Here is a 25,257-nt window from a genome sequence, read left to right as displayed (position 1 = left end):
AAAGTAGTAGAAAAAGAAGAAGAGAAGGATACAGAAGCACCAGTACTTACAGCGAAGCAAGGTGTGATAGTACATGTAGGAGATAGCTTAAATGCAGGAGATTTAGTAGAAGTAAAAGATAATAAAGATCCAAATCCAGTAGTAATAGTAGGGGCGTATGATACAAGTAAGCCAGGTACGATATCAGTTCAAGTAACAGCAACTGATAAGGCAGGTAACAGCTCAACGACGAAAATTAACGTGGTAGTTCTTGAGAAAGAAAAAGCAGAACAAAAGCCAGAACAGAAAACTGTAGGAACAATTTCTAAAGAGCCAGGAAATGGTTTACTTGTATCAAATTCTAATGGTGTAGTTAAATAAGCTTTTAGCAAAACGATAAAAAATTAAATGTACCCTATCACATGGATACTTAAAAAGTGTGTTCAATAGGGTATTTATTTTATGATAATTAAAATGCGCTATAAAACTTCGTGAATCTATCGAATGGTTTATAGCGTAGAATTACCTTGTTATAAAATCGACGGATTGAATATTCAGAATGTTGTTGTTTTTACAGATGGAATTTGCTAAAATTAGTATACCTTTTTTATTTTCAATTTTTCATATCTATAGCTACTATAGCCCTTTCGGGGTTTCGATTTTCAAAGATAGTTTAAGTATTTTACTTTTACTTTCTTTGAAAATATAACTCTGAAAAGGGCCTTTTTGCGTTATTTGGAGAACATTACATTGTGAAAGGATGAAGATTAAGAGATTGTTTTTATTGATAGGCATTTTTGTTATGATGGTTGTTTTTTATAACACTTTTATAAAAGATGAACATCCAACAAATGCTTTAATTCCAATCAAGTAGAAGATTTGAAAAAAATTCAATACGATTGTTTGAAGTTGAATTATCACAAAATGTGATTAATGACCTAGGAGGGCAATTCAAATTAATATTTGATGATATTGATAAGAACGGCCACTTAACCATTTATCAAAATAAAAAAGAACTAGAAATGTTTTTAGGAAATCATGTAACTAGTGCAGAATTAGCTAATTAATTTACATAAGACGATATTAGTACAAATAAGAATTACAGCCTTTTCCGAACGAGAAAGCCCATCGCCTTTAGGCATGGGATGAAAGTGAGGTTGGATACGAAGTGCTACTAAATAACCGAAAGGTTTGTGGCACTTTAGTTATCCCAAGTGTGTGTATCCATTATTTTTGACCTTTCACGTTGCTATTTTATAATCAAACTGATACAGCGTAAGCATGATAAATGATTATAGAAAAACCAAAACAACCGTTTCATTAATTAACTACTATTTTGTGTTTTGCCCACGATACAGAAGAAAGATTTTTCTTAACGCAAAAGTAGAAGAACGTTTCAAAGCATTGGTTCAAGAGCTGTGTAACGAAATAGATATTGTTATTAGTGCAATGGAATGTGACAAAGACCATGTTCACTTGTTCTTAAATGCACTACCAACACTTAGCCCTGCTGATATTATGGCGAAAATTAAAGGAGTGACGTCGAAGCGTTTAAGAGAAGAGTTTTCTCATCTCGCACATTTGCCAAGTCTGTGGACACGTTCCTATTTTATTTCTACTGCTGGGAATGTATCAAGTGAAACAATACAACATTATGTTAAAAGTCAAAAAATGAGGGGGTGAAACTTGTGACACAAACCATCACGGTTAAAGTTAAATTACTTCCAACAAAAGAACAAATTAGGCTATTGGAACAAAGTAGTTCCGATTATATTAAACTCATTAATACACTGGTATCTGAAATGGTTGAAGCGAAGAAAAGCACGAAGAAAAGTACAAAGGATATTGAAGCCAATCTTCCAAGTGCGGTTAAAAATCAAGCGATTAAAGATGCGAAAAGTGTATTTTCTACAAAAGTGAAAAAGAGTAAATATAAAATTGTTCCAATTCTAAAAAGACCTGTTTGCGTGTGGAATAACCAAAACTATTCATTTAACTTCACGCACATTTCAATGCCCTTTATGGTAAATGGAAGTTCAACTCGGTTACAGATTCGTGCTTTATTAACCGACAAATACAATCGCAATTTTGAATTATTGAAACACAAGTTAGGTACAATTCGTATCACAAAGAAATCTGCTAAATGGATCGCTCAAATATCTGTCACAATCCCTACAAACGAAAAAACGGGGACAAAGATTTTAGGAGTGGACTTAGGTCTCAAAGTTTCTGCAGTGGCCATCACAGACGATGATAAGGTTCGTTTCTTCGGAAACGGTAGACAAAACAAATATATGAAACGTAAGTTTCGTAGTATTCGCAAGAAGTTAGGAGAAGCTAAGAAATTGAATGCCCTTCGGCAAATTGAAGATAAAGAACAAAGATGGATGCAAGACCAAGACCACAAAGTGAGTCGTAAAATCGTTGATTTCGCAACGAATAATAATATCTCTGTCATTCGATTAGAGCAACTAACGAACATTAGACAGACGGCACGAACAAGCCGTAAAAACGAAAAAAATCTACACACTTGGTCATTCTGTCGTCTAGCGCAATTCATCGATTACAAAGCGAAATTAGTTGGTATAAAGACCGAATATGTGAACCCTTCTAATACAAGTCAAACATGTCCGAAGTGTTCTGAAAAGAACAAAGCACAAGATAGAAAATATAAGTGCCAATGTGGATTTGAGAAGCATCGTGATATCGTTGGGGCGATGAACATTCGCTACGCAACTGTGGTTGATGGTAATAGTCAACCAGCCTAAGAACCTATATGGTCTGTCTTAGGAGGGGTGATGGCACACCCTCATCTTGAAGGCTGTTCAAAACAGAAATGAACTGCGAACGGTTAGTCATTCAAGAATCCCATCCGTTACACCGTAAGGGGTAGGACTTGCGGCTTTAGCCGTGGGAGTGTCAAAAAGTTACTTATGAAAGTAAACCAAGTCAATTTAATGATGAAAAACCATGAACTGTTAAAAAAATAAAAAAGGATTGTTTTTGATAAAACAAAACGACTTAATTCTGGAATTTAAATATGTACCAGAAATAGATGGATTTCGAATTTCTGAGATTACATATTTAAAATAAAAAATTATTGGGAGGGAGTTATTATGTTATTACAAATTAGAACTGTTATTGCTGATGTATTAAGAATAGATGAAGAAGTGAATGGCTTTTTGAAGTATTGTACTAATTACGGAAAAATAGTTAAAAAAATAACACCCAGCAGGTTTATGGAACGTGAACAAGGCCAACCGCTTTTTGTTATGGTAGTAGAATATGAAGAAAAAAATGACTGCAGTTATAAAAAAGACGAGGATTAATTCCTTGTCTTTTTTATTTTCTAAGAAAGGTGGATATATCGACTATGAAAATAATAAAAAAAGTGGTCGCCTTTAATTACAAATATAAAGACATAGAGGAAAAACAGGTAGCACTTGAGATACTGGAATTATATATTCATCAAAATTGTAGTGTGATCTAAAGCATAATTGATGACAGATTCAAAAAAATAAATAATAATCAGGCGTTCAAATTATTAGAAAGTGTACAGGTATCAAATAATTTGATTTGTTAACTTGAGAAAGTTAAATAACAAAATAAATTTTCTGAATTGAAAGATAAAATAAACTTCATTGTGATATAATTTAGTTGCATTTTTTCTTTTTCTTTTTTATATCACTAATTACTTATAACCTTTCGGGTTAATGAAATTACACAAAAAGGAACTTTATGTTGCTTTATTTTATTGTGTAAACACTTCATTATCCCGGAAGGTTATTTGTTTTTGCCTGAAAGGGGTGATGCTATGTCATAAGAACTAATTATTAAATAGAAACTGCTGCTGCAATGATAAAAGTTTTTCGAAAAGGGGTGCATATTATGTTGGTTACAGTAATTGTGTCAGTTGTGGCTGGTATGGTCTCAGGATTGGCTAGTCATTACATCACAAATAAAAAGTTCTTGTTGCCTCGTAAGAGCAAGCTTGCATTTCACCCGGGTCTTTTGGGAGAGATGTTTGTAGGCAGTATTGCTTCACTCGTTGGTGTTGCAATGTTCAACCCTGAAACAATGATGGATATTCTTAAGGTGAGTATTCTTGCTGGGATTTCAGGCCAAGCTTTCCTGCTGCACAATCGCTTGGCAACGGAACAAGTGAAAACCGACGAGATTCAGTCAATTTCAAAGAAATTGACCGAACTCGAAAAAAAGAATAAGGAATAAAAGAGGAGTAATCTGTTATAAATAGAAATAGAGAGATGAGGAGATTTGGTTATGTAATGGCCAAATAAACAGAGTTGAGTTGAGGTGAGCCCCATGTCTCGAAAGGAAGTTTTTGATTATCTAGATGATCAAGAAAAGGAAGATTTAGCAGAATGGACAGAAGAGCTTAAGAATGCTCAATCTACGAAAGCAGTTAAACTTTATTCAAGTAAGATAAAGGAACTGCTAGAAAAGATTGAACAGCGAATGATTAGTTCAGGAGAGGAAGCAGCGACGGTTAGCTTCTAATTGAATAGCAATATAGAAAGAAGCTGGTGGAGAATTTATCCACCAGCTTCTTTTTTTATCGGGCAACATTGTTTTAGTATTATCTATTGAAAAAAGTTTTTATTTAAAGGATATATCAAAAGATTAGCTGAATAGCAGTTGATGCTAGCTTAAGATGATTTTTTAACCTCGCTATATTAATAATATATTTATAAATTTTTAATAAAAAATACAACAATATTATGTAAAACATGTATACACCATACAATCCAAAATGGTGGAAATTTTGTATGTCCATTCTCATATTTTCTTGTATAAGTCCAATAAGAGTATGCAAATACAAAACCCATAATGCAAGCATATAATATATAAATATAGCTAAAATTGTGGCTCAATCCAAATATAATAGCTGAAATAAAGATAATCGATTTGTTGTATTTTTCCATACCAGGGATCAATTTTAAAATCCAAAATATAAACATTTGGTATAGAGCTGTTTCTAATAAAGGTGCAATGACTATGCCATCCACTATTTGAATCCACATATATTCATCTTCAATGGGGTTTTTTTGTAATCCTCCTGGTAGAAAACTGGTGGGGAGTGGTAACAAGAAAGATGCAAAAGTCATGAACAGAATAAACCATTGTGTTTTTAAATGATAAAAATAATGTTGTGTCTGCTGAATCATTGATATATTCTCCTATACTGCCGTGTCTTATTTACGGTTTATAAATAGGTGTACTTCTAATCTAGTAATAATTTAGGTATATAAAAAGACACTATATATAGTGTCTTTTTATACGTTGACCTATTTTGAAAGAAAATGTAGTGATTAATAATAGTGTGTTGAATACTTCTTGGTTGATATTAGTATACCATTATCATCAGTTATTTTAAATGTAATTATGCATATATATGATTTTTGTTATATCATGGTTAAAGTCATGTTTTTTCTTCTTATATGTAGTGCATAATTTGAGATTGTATAATGTCTTTCCATAAATGCTCCCTCATTGAAGTAAAAGGAACATCTATACTAGAAAGCAAAAAATAAAAAGGAATATTTTAATAATGGTACCAGATTTTATAGTAAAATAGGTCTCATGGTATGAATGTACAATTTAGATATTTGCCCAATGAACCATATGCTTTTAGAACTGAGAAAGACCTTAAAACAAATAAGTTATATATTTTAAGACAGTAATGTTGCAAGCAGTATAGATGGGAACGTCAAGAACTTAAATGATTTAAGATTCACACTATATAAAAGTTGAAGTATACGACTAAGGAAAGAGGGCTTTGCAGTGTACTGCACATTCAAGAATTAATTCTTTCGTAGGGAGTGCTTATATGAAAAGCATGAAAAATGTAATATTGCTAGTAGTATGTTTCATATTTTTAAGTGGTTGTAATTCAAAAAATGAAGCTGAGGTACAAGAATATATAAAAGAAAAGCACGGAATCGATGTTGATATAACAGAATGGGGCTCAATAAACGAGAATAATTTTGGTAACACTTACCATACCGTGCAAGAAAAAGATAACAAATGTCTAAAATTCCGAGTAAAGGTACAAGGTTTCCTCTATTCATCTATAGTAGGTGATGAATACAAATATGGGGAAAAAACATATGAGGAATATAAGAAATTCCAACCAACTCTAGAAGAAATTAAAAAATTAGGGTACGTGGAAACTGAAGAGGAAAATGCTCTTCAATATTTGTTGGATAATGAAAATCCAGAAGAAGGAAGCCCGACAGATGAATTGCTATTAACTTTAAAAATGAGCAACGAGATTGACTTTAGCCAATTGGATTCCGTAGAATTAGATCGTTTATATGCTCTATTTCAACTCATTCAGAAGAATAATAAAAAGATAACAGAACTAGAGATTAAGGATCAAAATGGTAAATCCTTAGGTGGACCTTTTAAAAATGTACAAAATATAATAACAAAAGAAGAACTGTTATTAACAATGAAAACTACGATGTCAGATACCATAAACAAATATTGGGAAGGTTGGATTAGAACGCACACGAAAGTAGTAGAAAGATTATATGAATTGCAAAACGATCGATTTGCAATTAAAGGTATTACTTATATAAGTTCAGATGATGAGGATAGTCGAAAATATTCAGTGACTTTAGTAATTAATACCACCAATAATATATTTGAAAACAATCCCCCTTTAATTGAGGATTTAATCAAAGTAACCACAATCCTTAAAGAAGAACTATATAATAAAAACTTTAACATCTATTTAACCAATAAGACAGGAACAATAAATGAAAATTGGTTATCATCAAAAGAAATCAAAGAAGCAAATAACATCGAAGATCTTGTAAAAGAAAGAGATCCTGCGAATTAAATTTAAAGTCCATTTAATGTTTGTTATTTGATTTGAAAGCATGATATATCGAAGTCTTAATCTATACCCATCAACTTTAGAATTTTATAACACCTCAGGCTGAAAATCCCGTGTGTTTTTGATAGAAAACGGCTTATTTTTCGCTTTGGGGTGTTTGCTTTTCTTAGGTTGATGGTGATGTAGTGTTATCATACGCCAATTTTCATGGTGATCCTTTTAGAATAATTATCAATTTTTAAACTGATGTATATAGGAGATTACTCCATATACACCAGTTTAAAAACATAAAACACTTTATTTATCAAGTTAATTTAATTTGCATCCGCATAGGAGGGAGTGGGGATTCTAAACACTTGTTTGAATATTAATCACTTCAATCGTATTCCTTCGAATGCATTTATTACCAAGTCATGCACATAGGAATCATCTAACTTTTCACCAGTTACTAGCAACCGATAAAAAATTGGTCCGTAAATGAGATCGATGCTTAAGTCAACATCGAGATTTTCTTTTAATTCGCCTCTTTTAATTCCCTTCTCCAGAAGTTGCTTTGCTTGCAGTCGACGTGGTTGGAAATAGCGAGCACGATATTCCTCTGCTAGTTTCGAATCAAATTGCCCTTCGCCAACTAACTCAGTAATAATAGTGCCTTCTCGACTTATTAAAAAATTGGCTAAACTTGTGGCGTGAGTTAAGATATCAGTCAATGCTGAACCTGTATCAGGTACAGGCAATCTGGCTGCAGCAGCAGAAAGAAAACCATCCATTACCACAGCAGCCTTATTTGGCCACCATTTATAAATCGTAGCTTTGCTAACTTTAGCACGGTCTGCAATTTTATCAACTGTGACTGCTTTAAAGCCACTTTCCAGTAATAACTCATAGGATGCAGAAAGGATAGCCTTTTGGGTTTCGATATTACGTGGTCGACCTCTTTTACCTTGCACATTAATCATTCCTTTCAAGAACATAAACTATACGTTTAGTATACTTAATATGAACGGATAATAAAATAGCCTATTTACAAAACTGAACGTTTAGTTTATTAATTAGATAGCAACTTATAATGGTAAGGTCTTTAAACAGGTTTCCAAATCCACAAAGTGAATTACTAAAAAAATTTAGAAAAGGGGAATAAAAAAGTGGGGAAATTGGATCTTTTGAAAGAAAAACGGAAAGTAGTTCAGGCTCAATTTAGAATAATGGTAGTGCTGTAGTTCTTGCCAAGGCGATTGAGTAATTTTGAAATAAAAGTATGGGAGGAAATAGATATGTCTAATTTTAAAAATAAAGCAATCAATAAGGAGATTTCATCGGGTTTAATCATTCTTCTAGCAACTGCATGTGGTATTATTGTGGCTAATCTTTATTATGCCCAGCCTTTAATTGGGGTAATTAGTCATGTAATTGGGCTTTCTAATAGTAGCGCTGGATTAATTGTAACACTAACTCAGATTGGATATGTTGTTGGCTTACTATTTCTTGTACCTTTAGGGGATATTGTTGAGAATAGAAAATTGATAATTATATTGTTAATTCTAAGTGCAGTTGCTCTAACTGCCACAGTTTTTGTAAAGAGTGCAATCTTGTTGTTAGTAGCTTCATTCTTTATCGGATTGGGGTCGGTTGCAGCGCAAGTGCTCGTACCTTTTGTATCATACCTTTCATCGGAAGATGCACGCGGTCGTGTAGTTGGTAATGTCATGAGTGGCCTGTTATTAGGTATTATGCTTGCGCGTCCGATATCTAGTCTAGTAGCTGATATCTGGGGATGGAATGCAATATTTGCTTTATCTGCGACTGTAATCATTGTTTTGGCGTTTGTATTATCGAAAGTACTCCCTACTAGGAAACCAACGGAAAAAACAAATTATACTGCCTTACTTAGTTCAATGTGGCAACTACTACGAACTACTCCAATTTTACGCCGTCGCGCAATTTATCATGCTTGTGTATTTGGGGCTTTCAGCTTATTCTGGACCACTGTTCCATTATTATTGTCTAGTCCTGCTTTTCATTTTTCTCAGACTGCCATAGCATTATATGCACTTGTCGGAATTACAGGTGCAATAGCCGCTCCAATAGGTGGCCGTCTAGCTGATTTTGGCTGGACACGACCCACCACTGGGATAGCTCTCACTGTTGTTATTATTTCTTTATTACTACCACTTATTATTCAAGGTAGTTCGCCCATCGGAATAGCTGTTTTAGTAATTGCTGCAATTCTGTTGGACATGGGAGTATCAGCAAACCTTGTGCTTAGTCAACGTTTAATTTTTTCATTGGATCCAGAAATTCGTAGTCGACTAAACGGGCTATTTATGGCTATTTTCTTTTTAGGAGGTGCTGTTGGTTCCTCTCTTGGAGGATGGGCATATGCCTTAGGTGGTTGGAGCCTAACATTATGGATAGGAATCCCTTTTCCGATCATAGCCCTTCTTTATTTTTCTACAGAGAAATAGTTTTATAATTGAATTTTAGCAGTCCGCATTCGTTTGAATGCTTATTCATTGGTATATTACAGTTTTATAGATTAATGGCGGTTATTTTGAAATTTGTATCATTTCTATTTTTGTTTTCAGTTCTTTTAACTTTTGTCGCATTTTCCATTGTCTTGATGATCTATCATCCATTTTTAACATTCCTTATACAATTATTTAAGAATGAGTATAGCATATAAGGGCAGTCTGTATGAAAATGAACTATTTAAATATAAATTAAACAAAAGCGTTAATTAAAAAAAGACCTCTTACGGGAAGATAAGAGGTCATCAAAAAATGTTGTATTTGAAACACGCGATGTTTCATAAAGATATTTTAATATAAATTTATATATTACGTATAACAAATGTAAAAGTTTATGAAAAGAATAAAAGTGTATAAATCCGTATTTAAATGAAGAATCCCTAGACTTAGGGGGCTAGGGATTCTCGGTCTGGTATACTTCACACGATATTATAAAAAGAATAGAACGTACTGAAGATAACATATGAATGTTTCGTAAATGTATCAACAAAGTGAACAAAAGCGTAATTTGAATAAAAAATGACAGCTGAAATGTTAAGGTCGTATCAGCTGTCACTAAAATAGATATTGAGTTTTATTATTAGGTTTTTTAATTGGTATTTTTGCTCTTATTTCTAGAGGAAATTGTACCAAAGATTGCTCCAGACATTGCACCGATTAAAGTCATAAAGATCGCACTCCAGGCTGCAAATGACATAATTACACCTCCTAGTAATAAATTGTTGTAACTAAATAAAGTTATTGTTTCTTAGCCCTTTTAACAGAAATGATGATTGCAACAATTATTAAGAAAAGAAGAGGAGCCCAAGAAAAGAAAGACATTTAGTACTCTCCCTTTAATATTAACTTTGTACATTCTTATAAAACAATTATCTCATGTTCGCAAATCAAACATACAGAATATGTAATATTGCATATCGAATTGTAGATTGAGAAGAAGTGACAATGATAATTGAATAAAAAATAGCTCTTACTACTAAGTAAGAGCTCCTTAAACAGAGAAAAAGTCGTATGTGATTCTATATGAGAACCACAATAACGTTTTAACTCCCTAATATATAGTTGTTTATATGTGTTGACTGTAGTAGAACTGAAAAAATGCTATTTTACTTGAAGGCTAACAACTATCACCACGAGATTAAGAGTTACTATTTACACAATGATTACCTCGGATTAGTTAAGTACTTCTATATACGAACGACAGATAATACTATCATTGATTTGTGTTTAAGTGAGTTCCCTGAAGTGTTTGCGGTATATGAGGGGTTCACTGAAGCGCAGATCAAGAAGATATACAGAGGAAAATTACAATAAAAGAGCAATTAGCAAAAGCTAACTGCTCGGTTCTCCAAAAGGGGGAAGGAGAAAGGTTAGGGACTTTATTAAATGAGTTATGGCCATCGCCTATCTATATTATTGACGAAATATTAGGTTTTATTCTGACGACCCCAAAAAAAGCACCTTTAAAAAGTGCTCTTTAAGGGGAAAGTGAGGTACTGAAAAGTAAATTAGGGTTTTTTGCTTCGAGATAATATATGACCATTTCATCATAATGTAACGATGAATCACAAAAGAGCAGCTAGCAAAAGCTAACTGCTCATCTCCAAGGGAGAATGGAGAAACTATCATGTTGTTTATATTATTAACGAAATATTGAGTTTTATTCAGAGGATTTATTAATTATGTAGGTTACATGAGAAGACCTATTAACATCCAAGCTGCCCCAATTAGAATTAAAGTTTCGAATGTAATCCAAAATTTTCTCTTTTCTGGTTTTTGAAATTCTTTAATTACAGAAAATACGGCACTTATTCCTACAAGAGTGAAAAGAACAATTCGGATCGTATCAGTCATTTGCATCACCACCTAAGATTTGAATAGTTTAATTATATATTAATTACCATTTTGTAGAAAGTTAATAAAATAATCCTTTTAATAGAAAGCTAGGAATAACAATGGGACTAGGAAACCGTGGAATGGTACTTGAAATGCTTATCAATCTATCGAATGAAATGTATCAAAGGGGGGAGTGGCGCTTATAAATAAACGTCCGACTCCTGTGAAGGTGATTAAGAGTAAGGGAAGCTAAGAGTACAGTAGACTATGACGGCGTGTATAAGCGTTCCGCCTTTCGTTTGTAGACTCATAGGTAGTAAAATCACATTTGTCATGTTGATTCTTGATTTCTATGTTAAAACTAGATCGTTTTACCAATGGGATGATGGTTCATTCGATTGAATGAACTTTATGTTATAAGAGAAGTATCAATTGGTTTATTTGGAGTTGATCACGACAATTACTAATGTAAGTTAAGGTTTTTCTTTTAAACAATAAAACGAGTAGAGAGCTTCCGCTCTTTGTTTGAGCCAATACAGCGGAAACATTCCCCTTCCGCCCCTCTAGTGTATTGGTTCAAAAAAGGCGTCGGAAGAAAGATATACGTCTTGGATATAATCACATTGTGTAAAGACTGTAGGTTAGTGAAGGCTATGCGACAGCCAAAGTATTGGCCAACTCTATGGAGTATCAACGAGAAAATTCTTAGTCTTCTCCTAGTCACCGAACGTAAGGCGCGTAGCTAATAAGAGCTAAAAAATTAAATGATGCGGTGGCTTGGAGAAGGCTGAGGGTGCTCAGCCTTGAACTAATAGTGAATTTTTTATTTATTTTCCCACATCCTATTTAGGCTTTTTATTCAAAATGTATAATTAATTTATAATAATAAAAGAATGTTTATGACTCTTATCGAATAAATTAATTTGGAGGGGATTAGGAGATGGATAAATATATTTTTGATGAATTATTAAATTGGGAAAAAAATTAATAGAAAAGTATAAAGCGATTGTAAAGGTGGAAAGAGAAAGAGAACTTGAATCCTTTACTCTGATGAAAAAAATTGAAATTCTAAAAAAAGTGAGTGAAAAGTTTGAAGGGGAAAGGAAAAAACTTTTCGTAAGAGCAGAAATCAATCCGCTTCAAGACAGAGAGAAACAATTAGACCAAGAAATTAAAAGTACAAAAGGTATTTATTATGAGAATAAGGAAGAAATCGAAATTACCCTTGAATACTTAAGAAAAGAAATTGATAATGATGATGAGAGTCAGCAAATTATTACGGATGATAAAGAGGTATTTTTAAAATGAAACTAGAAAGGCATCCCAAACGGGTGCTTTTTTCTTTGTTATATAGAAATTACACATTAAACTAGGGAACATTCTAATAAGACAAGCATATGATGAATTCGTGGGACGAGTTATCATATGAGGTGAAACTTGGAGCGCCATACTTATTTGTTTAAGGGTACCTAATGATGGGTACTCTTTTTATTTTGAACAAAATGGACATTTGGGTTAAATGAGTATATAAATAGGAAGAATCTAATTATTGGATGCATATTTTACTCTAAGAGGTACAAATTCGATGCGACGTGAAAATGAGTTAAATGAATTACCGTGAGGTGTAGGAATATGCCTGGAGAGCCAACCTGCTGCTTTTTTATTTTTAATAGAAAAAAGGAATCCCGAAAGATCCCTTTTTCTAATTATGATATATCGTAATCGCATATAAGTAAAGACATTTAGTATTATATAACAATTAAATAATATAAACAATGAATATTTTAGGATTTACAATAAGGAGGAGTTATAACGATTGTCTTCTTAAAATATTGAAAATAGACGATTACACTTGTGAGGCATATCAGTACAACCTGTTATTTATTGCACCATGAGTATAGGCACGTTATAATAGTCCCTAATTACATATAAAGAGGTGCAGAAAATGAATAAAACAGAATTAATAAAAGTAGTAGCAGATAAAGCAGAACTTACACAAAAGGATGCTGCTACAGCGACACAAGCTGTATTAGACGCAATAACAAATACTCTTGCAAATGAAGAGAAAGTACAGATTCTTGGATTTGGTACATTTGAGGTACGTGAAAGATCTGCACGAACAGGGCGTAACCCGCAAACAGGTGAAGAAATACAAATTGCTGCTTCTAAGGCGCCTGCATTTAAAGCTGGAAAAGAATTAAAAGAGGCAGTGAAATAATTATACATAGTGAAAAAGGATCTGATATTCATATCGGATTCTTTTTATTTGTAACATGGCAAGGTCCCTCTTAAAGATGTAAATTTATATATCCTATTTATGTAATTTATGATATGGTTTCATATGTTAATAAATTACAATACTTTTAAAAAGAAGTATACATTATGATAGATGCTACTTCTTTATAGGAAAAGTCTCAAGGTTAAAAACGATTTTCGTAGATGAAATCATTGCGAAACAAAAAAGAAAGAGTTGGAAGAAAAGAAACAACAATCACGAAACAAAGGGGTAAATTACAATGAAGCGTAAGTTATTAGAAGTTGCACTGCCAGTAATATTGATGAGTGGTGTAGGTTGTGCAAGTAAGGACGTAGCGGAAGAGAAAAAAGAGGATAGTGTAAAAGTAGCAGACTATAAGGAAACAGAGAAGGAAAAAGAAAAAGATAAAAGAACAAATAATGACTCTTCAGCAAGTGATAGCGAGTCTGGAACAACAAATAAGGACCCAATAGCTACTGTAATTAAAGATGTAGATAAAATACACGAAGAAAAAGATAAGTTAGAGAAACAAAAAGAAGCGGAAACAACGAAGGAAGAAACAAGTAAAAAGGAAGTTCAGGTAGAGAAGAAAGAAGAAGTTAGTAAAGAGAAAGACAAGGTGTCTGATGCTACGAAACCTAACAGTATGAAAGAGTATCAAGAAAAAGTAGAAATACAGGCTAATAAATTCATAGCTGAAGTAAAAGCTACGAAACCAATAGTTGAAAAAGATGAAACTCTACGAACAAATAAAGATGAATTAAAAGCACAGTTTAATATAGTGAAAGGAGAGGCAGAGAAGTTAGTAGGCCTTAAACCGCCTGAAAAGTACAGTTATTTTAAAATTGAATTTATAGATGCTAATAAGACATTCCTACGGGCATTAGGCGACTTGTTTAAAGCTCTAGACGAAGGAGATGTAGAAAAGGGTGATACGGCTTTAAATGGTGTATTATATGGTTTCGAGCAATTTGGTATGACAATAAATGGCATAAGAGACATAGAAGAATAAAGTAAGTCTTAGATTGAATAATAAAATTGTGAGAAGTGAAAACAAAAAACCTTGATACAGCTGGTATCAAGGTTTTTTTCTCTTAGTAAGGAGACATATATTGATCGCGTTTCCATTGGTATACCTGCGTGCGGAAGATATACCACTCAATTTCTTTTGCTTCGATGAAGGGCTCAAATAAATGGTCTCCTAGTGCACCGCATACGACTTCATTCGATTGTAATGTAGCGAATGCTTGCGCTAATGTTGCTGGTAAGTCAATGATATCCGCTTCTTCACGCTCTTCTTATGTCATTACATAGATGCTGCGGTCTACTGTAGTTGGGTCAACACTACGTACTTCTATGCGTGTACTAATGATGATACATTTGAGGCTATGCCTACAGAAGAAGAACTGGATCCAAAGCAAGGCGTAGCACGTGCGGGAACAGTTACCTCATCTTGGAATATACCAGATGGCTAGGTGCACAAAGGAGAATATATATTAGTACATGCGCCTGGTACAACAGCCAAATCAGCTGAAGAATCAAATCGCTAGGAAGAAGAACTGGAGAGATGTATGAAAGAATTTAAAATGCTTCGTGATACAAAAGAAGAACATGAGGCATCAATGAGTTATCGTGTAGTGATTAAGGATTTAAGAGCAAGAGGAGTTAATGCTTCATTGGTAACACGGAGAGAATAAAAAAATCTATCACTTGGCAGAGTGATAGAAAAATAGCCTTGCAAAAGATCTTAGGATTAATTATATCAAATTAGCATTCGTATAACAACGGAGTGTGTTGCATGCTTTTAGACAAGTTATTATATAGAGTGTTGCTGAATCCTAAATTGTTTCAACAAGCAACATCAACACAACACCTAAATTACTTAGTAAACCAATATCTCAAAATAGGATACAAGAATTATCGCTTGTTACGTGTAGAGGACGGATTCGCGATATGTAAACGGGAGGATGAATAATATGGCAGTTTATAGACCAGTACACGTTTCATTTTGGCAGGATTCATTTGTTTTAGATCTTACACCGGAGGAGAAGTATTTCTACTTATATTTGATGACAAACAGTAAGACGTCTCAATCAGGAATCTATGAGCTTCCACTTCGTATTATTGAAACTTGATACAGGATACAATCGTGAAACTGTTATGAAGCTATTAGAACGTTTTGCTGAGTACGGAAAAATTAATTACAACCAAAAAACAAAAGAGTTGTTCTTAATCAACTGGTTGAAGTTCAATCCAATTAAAAATGTAAACATTGAAAAGTGCGTCTTAAAAGAGATTCAATCCGTGAAGGACCAGGATTTCTTAGTTGATTTCTATGAAACTTGTTTGCAATTAGAACGTGAACAAGATTTTAATATTCCTCGTATTAAGGAGTATTTATCAGTCCATCTGGAGGGGCTTATAAGGGGCTTCCAAGACCCTAGCAAGGAAGAAGAAAAAGAAGAAGAAAAAGAAAAAGAACAACAACAAGAAGAACGCGCAAGCGTGGAAGAAGTTGTTGAGGTTAATCCAATTTCTTTTTACGAACAAAACTTCGGACTGATTACACCTTTTATTGCAGATGGTATTCATGCATGGATAGATGATTTAAATGCAGAGCTAGTTATTAAGGCTATGGAGATTACTTTAGAGAAGAATAACAGAAACATGTCTTACGTAAATACGATTTTAAGAGATTGGCATCTTAAAGGCTTCAGAACAATAACTGATGTTGAGGCAGCTGATAAAGCGTTTCGTACTCAGCGATTAACAAAGGCGCAACAACAGACACAAGCTCCCTATCAACAAAAAGGGTTATCGGAATCTACTAAAAACGTAATACAGCAGCAACAAGCATGGGAGCGGAACATTCCAACAGAAGAAGAACTTGCGGTACTTAACCAACAGAATGCGTGGTTGGCACAATGAGTAACGATATGATTCGTAATGTAGAAGCTGAACAAAGTGTTTTAGGTAGCATAATCCAAGAAGGCGATTTAATTAAAGATTGTCAGCTAAAGGTAAAACAGTTTTCTTTACCAACGCACCAAGTAATTTTCAAGGCAATAAGAGAATTAGAGGATGCTGAGCTTCCGATAGATCTTGTTGCTCTCATTGGAAAATTTGGTGAAAGCTTTATACATCAAATTGGCAGAATTGAATTCTTTGTAAACTTAACAGAAGTTGTTACGACTACTAAAAATTTCTCATATCACGAAGGGTTAATTATTGAATCTTGGAAAATGAGACATGCTCAAGGGGTTGCCAAAATTACGGTATGCAGATGTGGTTGTGCAAATACCAAGTCAAGCCAAAGCGATTGATGAATTAAAACCAACAACAGCGCCTGATGAACGTTATGAGTTGTTTGAGAATTATACAATTGGGATTTGGCGTTATAAGCGAGTGGGGGATAAACAATTTGTATGGGAAGAAGCTGAAGAGATATGTAAACGAGCAAGGGATAGCAAAGAGCCGACGCCAATACGACTTCATCTATCCTTGGAACAATCATTTGTTCCGGAGAATGTTGTGCGGTATTTATAAGCATATAAAAAAGCCGAGATTGCTCCCGACATAATTATTCGACAAAGTAATTATAACATAATTGGGAGTGATTGCGGTGGCAGGTATTAGTGAAAATATTGTGGAAATGAAAGCTGAAATTTCATTATTTGAAAATATGATTTACGTTGTGAAAGATGGACAAGTTTATTCGATTGAACCACCAACTACAGGGTATGGTGAACAATCGTTTGTATATAAAAATGGAAAAGTAGCTCGTATGGATGAACGAAGGACTCAGTTAATTTAATGGAGATTGGAAGGGGGGTAATGCTATGAAGTTACTTCCCTATAAATTTTATTAAAAAGAGTACTGTAAAACAGTGTAGCAATAATTTTTTTCGGAGAAACTGTGTGAAAAAACTTAAGTTGGTGATTTTAAGTCTCTAAGTAATAAATATGATTACGATTTAATAACTAGCAAATTTCAAAAAATATTCAAAAAAACACTAGATTTTTATATTGGGATATAGCATTGTAAATTTTGTGTATTTATATAGAAATATGACATTATAAATTTTATGTTTTTGTATTTATGCAATATTATTAATAGGAGGAAATATTTTGTTTAAAAAGCTATTATTATCGTTAATGCTATTATTTTTAGTAATTCCTTGTTTTAATAATGTTTCTTTTGCAGAAGAAACTATTGTAAAACAACCTTTAGACGCGTATTTTTATGCGTATAATGAACCATCCTTTAATTCTCAAAAGTCTAATGGTGGAAACCAATTCGGTCCACAAAAGGCCTTAGGAGTTAAAGAAAAACGTGCCGATGGTTGGTGGAAAGTTGTCACTTATGAGGGTGATAAATGGATTAATATTACAGGAGAACAAAAGAAAATAGAGAAACCATATATTACTTTTGCTGAGCCTAAATTCACATCACCAAAAGGGAACAATAATGAGCCTATTGCTCCTCAAGTAGTTACAGTAATAGATGGGCAAGTAGATGGATGGTTAAAGATTAAAACGAATGAAGGAGATAAGTGGATTTTCCCTAATTCAGAAGCAGTAAAAGTAGATAAACACTTTTATGCGTATAATGAACCTTCATTTACATCTCAAAAAGCAGCTAGTGGAAATCAATTTGGACCACAAAAATCGCTTGTTGTAAAAGAAAAACGTACAAATGGTTGGTGGAAAGTAGCTACTTATGAGGGTGATAAGTGGATTAACCTAGATGGGGAGTTAAAAGCATTCGATAAACCATTTTTAGTGTTTTTTGAGCCTGCATTTGCATCTCAAAAAGGAAACATGGAAGTACCTTATAGTCCTACTACTATTAGGGTGGTAGATGGAAATACTGCAGGATGGTTGAAAGTTCAAACTTGGGAAGGCGACAAATGGATGTATCCAGGTGTTGCAGCAACAACAGCAGTTAGTAAGGGTTTTTATGCATATAATGAACCTTCATTCATATCTTCACGCGGAACTCAATTTGGACCACAGAAATTCCTTGCTGTACTTGAAAAACGTGCTGATGGTTGGTGGAAAGTAGTAACTTATGAGGGACCTAAGTGGATCAATCTTGACTCAGAAAAGCCAGGTAATTGGAGCTATAATGCTGAAAAAAGAAGATGGTTTGAGTATGATGGTAATGGAAATGTAGTACAAAAATTTGGCTGGCAAACAATCAATGGGAAAAAAGTATACTATTCTTTCGAAGACTCTGGATTGTATACGAACAAGTGGTATTTTATTGATAATCAACCGTATGAATTTGATAGATATGGTTATCTTGTAGAGAATTCATTTGACAATACAACTCTAGGCGAGTTGGAAAAAGCTTTATTAGAACATTTAAAACAAAATGGTATGCAGTATAAAGTTGGTACAGCAGAATATGAACAGTACTTAGTTGACCAACTTTTAGAACATAAAGATGCGAAGTTAGCCCTTCATCCTAAATATACTAAAATATTAACTTATGCTGCAGAATACTTGCATGAAAGAACGCTATCTGTAACAGAACAAAAAACTTCATTAAAGGCAAGAAGTGCAACAGCTAGTGAAAATGATACGTTTAATATGAATCATTTAGCAAACAAAACAATGAAACAGGTTAAAGAAAGTAACGATAAAAAAGAAAAAGAAGATGAAATAGAAGCGCAGATGGTGCAAAAATCGCCTGATACAAAGGAATTTAAAGCAGAGAAACCTGCTCAAGCACCGAAAGCCGCTGCACGCTCTTCATATTATTATAATCCAAGCGCAGCAGTTAATTATGCTTTAACATGGGCACTTTCTAGAAATAGTGCTTATGGAGATTGGTCTGGTAATGGAGGAGACTGTACAAACTTTGTTTCCCAAGCACTTTATGCAGGTGGTATGCGTCCGATTATTAAAGATAATCTTACGATTGATTCACCTATCATAACAGATGGTAACTATTGGTTTAGTAAAAAAGTTGAGATGTCTTTAAGATATAGAGTAAGTGCTTCATGGGTTAATGTTGAAAAATTTTATGATTTCTGGGCACCGCGTGCAAATATGGTTACAAAAACTTGGAGTCCTATGCAAGTTTATTATGGATCTTCGCCAGGGGATGTAATCCAATACCAATATGCGGGTGGCGGAACAAAATGGCATTCGTTAATGGTTACAGGTAAAGATACTTCTAAGCGAACTATTTATATAAGTCAACATAGTGGTAATAGAAAAAATGAAAACTATGCAAATATTGATAAAGACTCCAATGGTGATTCGCAATGGATAATCTTGAAATTAACAAATAACTAAAAAGAAAAGGTTGCTGATTAATTTTTCAGCAACCTTTTCTATTATTAATCAAATCAATAGTCTATAGAAATTAGAGATTAATTTTGTTGAATAAAATGGTATAATACATAGAAATCAAATATATAGTCCTACTGGAAGAACCAGCGGACATCAAACTATAAGAGCATGAACAATATTGCTCTGTAGTTTGGTGTCCGTTTTTTGTTTTTTATTAATAAAACAGATAAGGAGTGTTATTAAATATGATGCAATTAACTTTTTTGCCTGAAATTGACCGCAAAGCAACACAGGTTCGTTTAGAAATGGTTCTTGAAAATGTTCGTATTTATAGACAATTTGGGATGATTAGAAATGAAATGAAGGTCACAGCTTCAAGCGAGGTAAGATATCACGGTCCAACAAATATAGTAGGAAAGCCAGCTGAAGATATCGCTTTAGCCAATGTTGCTATGAGTGAAAGAGAAGTGAAATTACAACGTTTATCTTTTCAAATTGATAAGGCATTAAGTCGTTTTAGTAAAAATCAAAGGAATATTATTGTAAAACGATATTTAGAAGATGAAGAAGTCTTTGATTACATGGTTTATAACGAAATTGGTATGAGTGAGCGTACGTATAGACGAAATAAATCTAATGCTTTTTATAAATTAGCTTTTGCTCTTAGATTAGAAGTATATGAGGCAGAAGAAACTGGAGGCAATGAATAATGAATTTTGTTCAACCAATACGTGATCCAGAGCAAATACAGCAGTTAAAAGAGTATTTTAAGGAAAAGAGCTTACGTAATTACATTCTCTTCATTATGGGGATTAATACAGGCCTCAGAATTTCAGATATTTTGAAATTGAAAGTAGGGGATGTTAAAAGCAGTCATATATCTATGCGGGAAAAGAAAACAGGGAAACAGAAACGAATACAAATTACTACAGCACTGAAAAGAGAATTTAAATGGTTTATTGTAGAAAAAGAAGACAATGAGTATTTATTGCAAAGCAGACAAGGTAAGAATCGTCCAATTGGTCGTAGCATGGCATATAAGATATTACGAGGAGCAGCGGCAGATTTTGGGTTAGATGAAATAGGAACACATACGTTAAGAAAAACATACGGGTATCACATGTACATGCAAACGAAAAACATAGCGTTACTCATGGAGATATTCAATCACTCTTCAGAGAAAGTCACGTTACGTTATATAGGCGTAAACCAAGATGCAATGGATAAAGCAATGACTAGGTTTAAAATCTAATCATTGCTTATTTCTTTTTAAATCTAGGGGTATTGCACATGCCCATCAAGCTAAGGTTAGGTATTATTACTTTTTGTGTTTATCTTGCCAAATGAATTAATTTGTTATATTTTTCTATAATGATATTTAGTACAATATCAATAGGAGTGATAAATTGTGAAACTTAAAAAAACAAAGATAATATTGGGGGGCTTATTACTACTGATTCTCTCTACATTCTTAATGACGAAAGAGTCGAAAATAAAAGATTTTCCTGTGTTTATTTTTTCTAACCATGTTGAAGATGATAAGCCAGCAGATTATCAATATACTTTTGGTTATTTACCTTTAATGTCTATAAGGGCTAAAGGGTGGAAAAAAACGCATGAAGAAGGAGCTACTACTGTATTTGAAAAAGAAAATAGAAAAGTTATTGTTATAAAGTTTCCTGAAGAAGACGATTTTTACTTATATGAACCGAAAGATTAATGTTTAGTAGGGGTAACGTAGCATGGCCATCAAGCTAATATTTTGAAGTGTCCCCAGAACGAAATTTTCTTCGTTTTGGGGAACTACCGATTTCTTAAGTTGATGGGCATGGGGGTATTGCAGCATTTTTGAAAAAACTCACGCTAAGAGTATGCAAGATTTTATACAATTCTAGTAACAAACAAGAACCCTAAAATCGCGCTAGGATAGGAATGTATAAAAAAATGCATAGGACCATAGAAAGAAAAAAGGAGGTTCCTTTGGGAGAGTAGGGTTCCTCTTTAACCTTGCTACTGATAATGAGACGTTATGTTAACCGAGCATGTATATGTTATTCATCCAAATTTGCACAACGTTGTCTTTCCTGATGGTACAATTAAAATCACGGAGGGATATTATGGGAATTTTTTATGTAATACCACTTTTTCTTATATTTGGCACTGCAACATTTTTATTTATCAAGTCTGGTTCACCAAAAATTAAAGATAAAAACTTATCATTGATAATGATCTTTCTAGGGATAAATCTAATTACAATTCCAATGGCTTATTTGGTAGGTTCGTTTGTTTCTTATACACATGAGGCATCAACAGAATTTACATATAATAATCCACTTTATTTTTGGAAAGGATTTTTCTTTATTCAAATAATACCGCTTTTCGTACTATTTGTAGCTTTAATATGGTGGTTTATCCGTAAGGGCAAAGAAAAAATCGACACATAAAATTTTTAAATGACTTCCGCTAACGAAAATTATGTAAATAAGCTGTCCATATGGGCAGCTTATTGTATTTTTTTGCTTAGCATGATTTTTTTCTGAAATGCTGACGGTATTCTAGGGAGCAAAAAAAAAGCAACAAAATATTAAACTTTAGAAACTAAATAAAGGATAATTAAAAAAGTATATGGATTGAGATACTCTATAATTGTAATACATATTTTAAGGTTGTTAGAACACTCAAAATTTATCGTAAGAATCGCTATTTTTTTATAGTCTATTTACATAATTTATGTTATGGTTTCATATGTTAATTACTTACAATTTTTTCAGGAGGGGTGTAGTGGTTTGAAGGTAAAGAATCTAATATTATTAGCTTTTTCACTTATGTTTGTAGCAGGGGGAGCAGCAGGGTGTACTACAAAAGAAAAACAAGTAGACAGTAAAATTTCTATTGAGCAAAATAAGAAAGAAGACTATGAAGAAAACTTAGCCTATCTGATGAAAGATGTTTCTGAACAGTCCAAGGTCGTAAGTGACATATTAACAGGCCAAAAGTCAGTAGAAGAGAAGAAGAAAGAATTTGATTTAGCTTCTAAGGACTTACTTGAAACATCTGAAAAGGTTAAAAAATTAAAGCATGACGAAAAGTATAAAGATGTGCAGTTTACAATGGATACTGCTATGGGTTTACTAGATATGTCACTTAAATCAATTGGAGACGGTCTAGAATTAAAAGATAGAAAATTAATAGAAATAGGTAATGATGCAGTAGTCAAAGCTTCTAAGAAGATAGATGAAGCAAACGAGATGATGAAAGACATTAAATAGAAAGATAAATTCATACAGTGATAATTTAGTCAGAGTCTGAAATACTAGAAAATGAGTTTGAAGAAATTAGGAAAATATATGATACGAAAGGGACTACAACTTGCTTTACTCTCCATGCTATTAATAGGGGGAGTTGGTTGTGGAAGTAATGCAATAGATGAAGAACACGCTATTGTTTCGATAGAAGATGCAAAAAAGGAAGACATTTATGCAGGTAACCTACTCCAATTAAATAAAGAATTTAATACTATTATTGAAGATCTAGCTATAGCTGAGGAAAAGGGGTATAGTTCTGAGTCATCCAAAGACGAGTTTGAAGAGAAATTTAAACAAGCAAAGTCAGTTACAGCACAAATGAGAAGATTAGCACCAAGCTCAAAATATAAAGATGCTCATAAAAAGGTATCTCAAGCAACTACAGCGATAGATAAATCTTTTAATAAGCAATTAGACGCTATTAAACAAGAAGATTCAACTAAACTTAAAGAAGCTACAGACGGTATGAACGAACCATTTGACAAGTATTTAGAGGGGATAAGTGATGTAAACGATATATATTTAAAAGAGATTGAAGACATTGCTGAAACAATAGGAAAATAGGTAAAATGAACGATATTAGTAGTGCCGAATGAAATGGAAACAAATAAAAGAGTTGGAAGAATAGAAAAAGAATTCTAAAACAAAGGGGTATATGTCAATGAAACGTAAGATTTTATCTTTTGTAATAGTTCCAATGTTAATGTTAACTGGGGTGGGATGTGAGACTAAGGTTAAGAAAGATGAAGCAATGGAAGCTTCTGTTAAGCAGAATAAAAAAGAAGACTTCAGTAAGAACCTAACATATTTAATGAAAGATTTCTCTGAACAATCTAAAGAAATAGACGGTATTGTAAAAAGTAGCAAGTCAATGAAGAAAAAGTCAGAAGAATTAAAAGAAGTATCTAAACCTTATTTAGAGTTAGTGGACAAAATAAGTAAGTTAGAGTATGAAGAAGAAGATTACCCAATACAACATAATGTAGGTTTAGCGATGATTCATGTAAAAGATGGGGTGGAAATCATACAAGGCGGTTTAGATAAGGGTAAAGAATATGAAGTTGATGGTGGGATTGAAAGATTGGAGACTGCTTCTAAGTTAATAGATAAAGCAAACAAAGAATTAAAAAAATCTAAGTAACCTAACTATAAGGAGAGTGTATTATATCTACAGGCTATCCTATAATTAATGGATCCTAAAGCTTAATATATAATAAAAATACCGGTTCTAATAAGAACCGGTATTTTAAATGGTATTATTTCGAAGCACTTATTTTACTAAGTAAAATAAGTGTGTAGCCTAATTCCTATCAATAGTCCGTAGGTAACATCATAATATAACTTTTATCGTTATCAATAGTCTATATACGGTGTGCTAATGGAAGTTTATCCACTTTTACATTCGTTTTGGAACGTATCTCAAAATCTGGACTTTCTTGTTGATAATTTAATACTAAATAATTATCTTCCAATTTTAAATCAAAGATGTTTTTATAACTTATTAAAGAATTGTTTTTTTAGTAATTGTGTTTTGAAGTAATCCCAAATACTTTTAGTTATTATTGAGGGAAGCATTTTATCTATACTTGCAGTACTATAATAATGTCGGTATTTTCATATTATAACCTCCTTTTCAAAACCAAAGGAGATTGAAACATTTAAGTATAAATCTAATGATGGTACACGTAAGTTACCCCATGTATCTAAGGGATCTTGCCCATCTATAACATATCTTTCTTCAATTCTCGCTAAATAATAGTTTTCAGCACCAATGCAATTTAGCCAATAAAATAATAGTAAAATAGGTTCGCTATTTTTGTATCGTTTATGTTTTCTCCTAGTTCTTCTGGCATATTCCACTTAAAATCCGTCCAATGCCATAACAGACCGTGTGGCATTGTATTTTTTGTTTTTGCCTTATTCAGTAATTCATGCACTTTTTCTACGGATTTAGTATTAGTTAATATTTCATCCATGGATCTTAATAAATTTGAATTCCGTATAATTAAAACAACATTTACCATGTGTTTATAAACTCCTAAAGTGTTCTTTATAAAATTTCACGTACCATATGTTTAATATATTTTTATACAAAAGATAATCAAGGGAATACTGTCCCTGGAAGGAAATATCATTTAGAATTTCACACGTAATTACGTAAAACATAATCACAATCGCTACATATAC

25 protein-coding genes and 9 pseudogenes are annotated in these 25,257 nt (G+C 33.0%); 27 read left to right on the top strand and 7 right to left on the bottom strand.

Features of this window, described 5'->3' with window-relative positions:
• The 7 genes and pseudogenes from JDS95_RS27175 to JDS95_RS27150 form a co-directional block, all read left to right on the top strand.
• Positions 1 to 360, top strand: a pseudogene (locus tag JDS95_RS27175) (adhesin); the annotation flags it as partial.
• 900 nt (positions 361 to 1,260) lie between these two features.
• The gene (gene tnpA / locus JDS95_RS27170; protein WP_000606461.1) at positions 1,261 to 1,662 is read left to right on the top strand and encodes an IS200/IS605 family transposase; all 402 of its coding nucleotides are present in this window, start codon (positions 1,261 to 1,263) and stop codon (positions 1,660 to 1,662) included.
• A gap of 5 nt (positions 1,663 to 1,667) precedes the next feature.
• Positions 1,668 to 2,747 carry an RNA-guided endonuclease InsQ/TnpB family protein gene (locus tag JDS95_RS27165; protein WP_053446366.1) on the top strand — a complete coding sequence of 360 codons (1,080 nt, stop codon included), beginning with the start codon at positions 1,668 to 1,670 and terminating at the stop codon, positions 2,745 to 2,747.
• Between the two features lie 155 nt (positions 2,748 to 2,902).
• A pseudogene (locus JDS95_RS31940) lies at positions 2,903 to 3,072 on the top strand (peptide ABC transporter ATP-binding protein); the annotation flags it as partial.
• A gap of 23 nt (positions 3,073 to 3,095) precedes the next feature.
• Positions 3,096 to 3,308, top strand: coding sequence for a hypothetical protein (locus tag JDS95_RS27160; protein ID WP_000926535.1), 213 nt, complete (start codon positions 3,096 to 3,098; stop codon positions 3,306 to 3,308).
• Positions 3,309 to 3,867: 559 nt separating this feature from the next.
• Positions 3,868 to 4,209 (top strand): DUF4257 domain-containing protein, encoded by a 342-nt coding sequence (locus tag JDS95_RS27155; protein WP_000961800.1) that lies wholly within the window; start codon positions 3,868 to 3,870, stop codon positions 4,207 to 4,209.
• Positions 4,210 to 4,302: 93 nt separating this feature from the next.
• Positions 4,303 to 4,497: a hypothetical protein gene (locus JDS95_RS27150; RefSeq protein ID WP_000087399.1), complete on the top strand. Its 195-nt coding sequence runs from the start codon at positions 4,303 to 4,305 to the stop codon at positions 4,495 to 4,497.
• Positions 4,498 to 4,685: 188 nt separating this feature from the next.
• On the opposite strand, the gene JDS95_RS27145 is transcribed toward JDS95_RS27150, so the two are convergent.
• Positions 4,686 to 5,165, bottom strand: a complete 480-nt coding sequence (locus tag JDS95_RS27145; RefSeq protein ID WP_000615961.1) for a CPBP family glutamic-type intramembrane protease — start codon at positions 5,163 to 5,165, stop codon at positions 4,686 to 4,688.
• Positions 5,166 to 5,827: 662 nt separating this feature from the next.
• Here JDS95_RS27145 and JDS95_RS27140 point away from each other — a divergent pair.
• Complete coding sequence (locus tag JDS95_RS27140) at positions 5,828 to 6,844, top strand: hypothetical protein (protein WP_000839702.1); 1,017 nt, start codon at positions 5,828 to 5,830, stop codon at positions 6,842 to 6,844.
• Positions 6,845 to 7,212: 368 nt separating this feature from the next.
• On the opposite strand, the gene JDS95_RS27135 is transcribed toward JDS95_RS27140, so the two are convergent.
• The gene (locus tag JDS95_RS27135; protein ID WP_073990858.1) at positions 7,213 to 7,800 is read right to left on the bottom strand and encodes a TetR/AcrR family transcriptional regulator; all 588 of its coding nucleotides are present in this window, start codon (positions 7,798 to 7,800) and stop codon (positions 7,213 to 7,215) included.
• A 315-nt stretch (positions 7,801 to 8,115) separates the two neighbouring features.
• Here JDS95_RS27135 and JDS95_RS27130 point away from each other — a divergent pair, with 315 nt between their 5' ends.
• On the top strand, positions 8,116 to 9,306 hold the full coding sequence (locus tag JDS95_RS27130) for an MFS transporter (RefSeq protein ID WP_098016201.1): 1,191 nt from the start codon (positions 8,116 to 8,118) through the stop codon (positions 9,304 to 9,306).
• Positions 9,307 to 9,397: 91 nt separating this feature from the next.
• Here JDS95_RS27130 and JDS95_RS32225 read toward each other — a convergent pair.
• Both JDS95_RS32225 and JDS95_RS31935 read right to left on the bottom strand, forming a co-directional pair.
• Positions 9,398 to 9,477, bottom strand: a pseudogene (locus JDS95_RS32225) (CDI toxin immunity protein); the annotation flags it as partial.
• Between the two features lie 481 nt (positions 9,478 to 9,958).
• A pseudogene (locus JDS95_RS31935) lies at positions 9,959 to 10,148 on the bottom strand (hypothetical protein).
• A 319-nt stretch (positions 10,149 to 10,467) separates the two neighbouring features.
• Between JDS95_RS31935 and JDS95_RS31330 the strand changes: the two are divergent.
• Positions 10,468 to 10,683 carry a hypothetical protein gene (locus tag JDS95_RS31330; protein ID WP_073990853.1) on the top strand — a complete coding sequence of 72 codons (216 nt, stop codon included), beginning with the start codon at positions 10,468 to 10,470 and terminating at the stop codon, positions 10,681 to 10,683.
• Positions 10,684 to 11,058: 375 nt separating this feature from the next.
• On the opposite strand, the gene JDS95_RS27125 is transcribed toward JDS95_RS31330, so the two are convergent.
• Entirely contained in the window at positions 11,059 to 11,223 is a 165-nt protein-coding gene (locus tag JDS95_RS27125; RefSeq protein WP_000132662.1) for a hypothetical protein, read from the bottom strand.
• 101 nt (positions 11,224 to 11,324) lie between these two features.
• Between JDS95_RS27125 and JDS95_RS27120 the strand changes: the two are divergent.
• The 4 genes and pseudogenes from JDS95_RS27120 to JDS95_RS27105 form a co-directional block, all read left to right on the top strand.
• A pseudogene (locus tag JDS95_RS27120) lies at positions 11,325 to 11,498 on the top strand (Holliday junction resolvase RecU); the annotation flags it as partial.
• A 679-nt stretch (positions 11,499 to 12,177) separates the two neighbouring features.
• On the top strand, positions 12,178 to 12,513 hold the full coding sequence (locus tag JDS95_RS27115) for a hypothetical protein (RefSeq protein WP_242474191.1): 336 nt from the start codon (positions 12,178 to 12,180) through the stop codon (positions 12,511 to 12,513).
• Between the two features lie 637 nt (positions 12,514 to 13,150).
• Entirely contained in the window at positions 13,151 to 13,423 is a 273-nt protein-coding gene (locus JDS95_RS27110; protein WP_001043916.1) for an HU family DNA-binding protein, read from the top strand.
• A gap of 298 nt (positions 13,424 to 13,721) precedes the next feature.
• Positions 13,722 to 14,474: a hypothetical protein gene (locus JDS95_RS27105; protein WP_000823703.1), complete on the top strand. Its 753-nt coding sequence runs from the start codon at positions 13,722 to 13,724 to the stop codon at positions 14,472 to 14,474.
• An 82-nt stretch (positions 14,475 to 14,556) separates the two neighbouring features.
• On the opposite strand, the pseudogene JDS95_RS27100 reads toward JDS95_RS27105, so the two are convergent.
• A pseudogene (locus JDS95_RS27100) lies at positions 14,557 to 14,832 on the bottom strand (type I glutamate--ammonia ligase); the annotation flags it as partial.
• A 201-nt stretch (positions 14,833 to 15,033) separates the two neighbouring features.
• Here JDS95_RS27100 and JDS95_RS31625 point away from each other — a divergent pair.
• The 13 genes and pseudogenes from JDS95_RS31625 to JDS95_RS27040 all read left to right on the top strand — a co-directional run bounded on the left by JDS95_RS31625 (position 15,034) and on the right by JDS95_RS27040 (position 24,211).
• On the top strand, positions 15,034 to 15,159 hold the full coding sequence (locus JDS95_RS31625) for a hypothetical protein (protein WP_254903146.1): 126 nt from the start codon (positions 15,034 to 15,036) through the stop codon (positions 15,157 to 15,159).
• A gap of 279 nt (positions 15,160 to 15,438) precedes the next feature.
• Positions 15,439 to 16,390: pseudogene (locus JDS95_RS27095) on the top strand (DnaD domain-containing protein).
• A pseudogene (locus JDS95_RS27090) lies at positions 16,387 to 16,728 on the top strand (DnaB-like helicase N-terminal domain-containing protein); the annotation flags it as partial. The pseudogenes JDS95_RS27095 and JDS95_RS27090, both read left to right, overlap by 4 nt.
• Complete coding sequence (locus JDS95_RS27085) at positions 16,712 to 17,008, top strand: hypothetical protein (protein ID WP_053446364.1); 297 nt, start codon at positions 16,712 to 16,714, stop codon at positions 17,006 to 17,008. The pseudogene JDS95_RS27090 and the gene JDS95_RS27085, both read left to right, overlap by 17 nt.
• Positions 17,009 to 17,084: 76 nt before the next feature.
• On the top strand, positions 17,085 to 17,276 hold the full coding sequence (locus JDS95_RS27080; RefSeq protein ID WP_000907419.1) for a DUF3954 domain-containing protein: 192 nt from the start codon (positions 17,085 to 17,087) through the stop codon (positions 17,274 to 17,276).
• A gap of 341 nt (positions 17,277 to 17,617) precedes the next feature.
• Entirely contained in the window at positions 17,618 to 19,768 is a 2,151-nt protein-coding gene (locus JDS95_RS27075) for an amidase domain-containing protein (protein ID WP_002046347.1), read from the top strand.
• A 242-nt stretch (positions 19,769 to 20,010) separates the two neighbouring features.
• Complete coding sequence (locus JDS95_RS27070; RefSeq protein WP_000983402.1) at positions 20,011 to 20,475, top strand: ArpU family phage packaging/lysis transcriptional regulator; 465 nt, start codon at positions 20,011 to 20,013, stop codon at positions 20,473 to 20,475.
• Complete coding sequence (locus JDS95_RS27065; RefSeq protein ID WP_001012167.1) at positions 20,475 to 21,017, top strand: site-specific integrase; 543 nt, start codon at positions 20,475 to 20,477, stop codon at positions 21,015 to 21,017. The genes JDS95_RS27070 and JDS95_RS27065 overlap by 1 nt, the downstream gene beginning before the upstream one ends.
• Before the next feature lie 156 nt (positions 21,018 to 21,173).
• Entirely contained in the window at positions 21,174 to 21,485 is a 312-nt protein-coding gene (locus tag JDS95_RS27060; RefSeq protein ID WP_000768760.1) for a hypothetical protein, read from the top strand.
• 397 nt (positions 21,486 to 21,882) lie between these two features.
• Positions 21,883 to 22,209: a hypothetical protein gene (locus JDS95_RS27055; RefSeq protein ID WP_000511079.1), complete on the top strand. Its 327-nt coding sequence runs from the start codon at positions 21,883 to 21,885 to the stop codon at positions 22,207 to 22,209.
• Between the two features lie 342 nt (positions 22,210 to 22,551).
• The gene (locus JDS95_RS27050) at positions 22,552 to 23,034 is read left to right on the top strand and encodes a hypothetical protein (protein WP_000865351.1); all 483 of its coding nucleotides are present in this window, start codon (positions 22,552 to 22,554) and stop codon (positions 23,032 to 23,034) included.
• 78 nt (positions 23,035 to 23,112) lie between these two features.
• Complete coding sequence (locus tag JDS95_RS27045) at positions 23,113 to 23,634, top strand: hypothetical protein (protein ID WP_000619625.1); 522 nt, start codon at positions 23,113 to 23,115, stop codon at positions 23,632 to 23,634.
• A gap of 91 nt (positions 23,635 to 23,725) precedes the next feature.
• The gene (locus JDS95_RS27040) at positions 23,726 to 24,211 is read left to right on the top strand and encodes a hypothetical protein (protein WP_033661003.1); all 486 of its coding nucleotides are present in this window, start codon (positions 23,726 to 23,728) and stop codon (positions 24,209 to 24,211) included.
• A 473-nt stretch (positions 24,212 to 24,684) separates the two neighbouring features.
• Here the strand turns inward: JDS95_RS27040 and JDS95_RS27035 are convergent.
• Positions 24,685 to 25,094 (bottom strand): annotated as a pseudogene (locus JDS95_RS27035) (hypothetical protein).
• Between the last annotated feature and the right edge of the window lie 163 nt (positions 25,095 to 25,257).

Origin of the sequence: Bacillus cereus group sp. N24, assembly GCF_016483345.1 — a bacterium.
Taxonomy (GTDB): domain Bacteria; phylum Bacillota; class Bacilli; order Bacillales; family Bacillaceae_G; genus Bacillus_A; species Bacillus_A toyonensis.
Note: the sequence above shows the minus strand (reverse complement) of the source record. Positions and strands in the feature narration are given on the sequence as shown.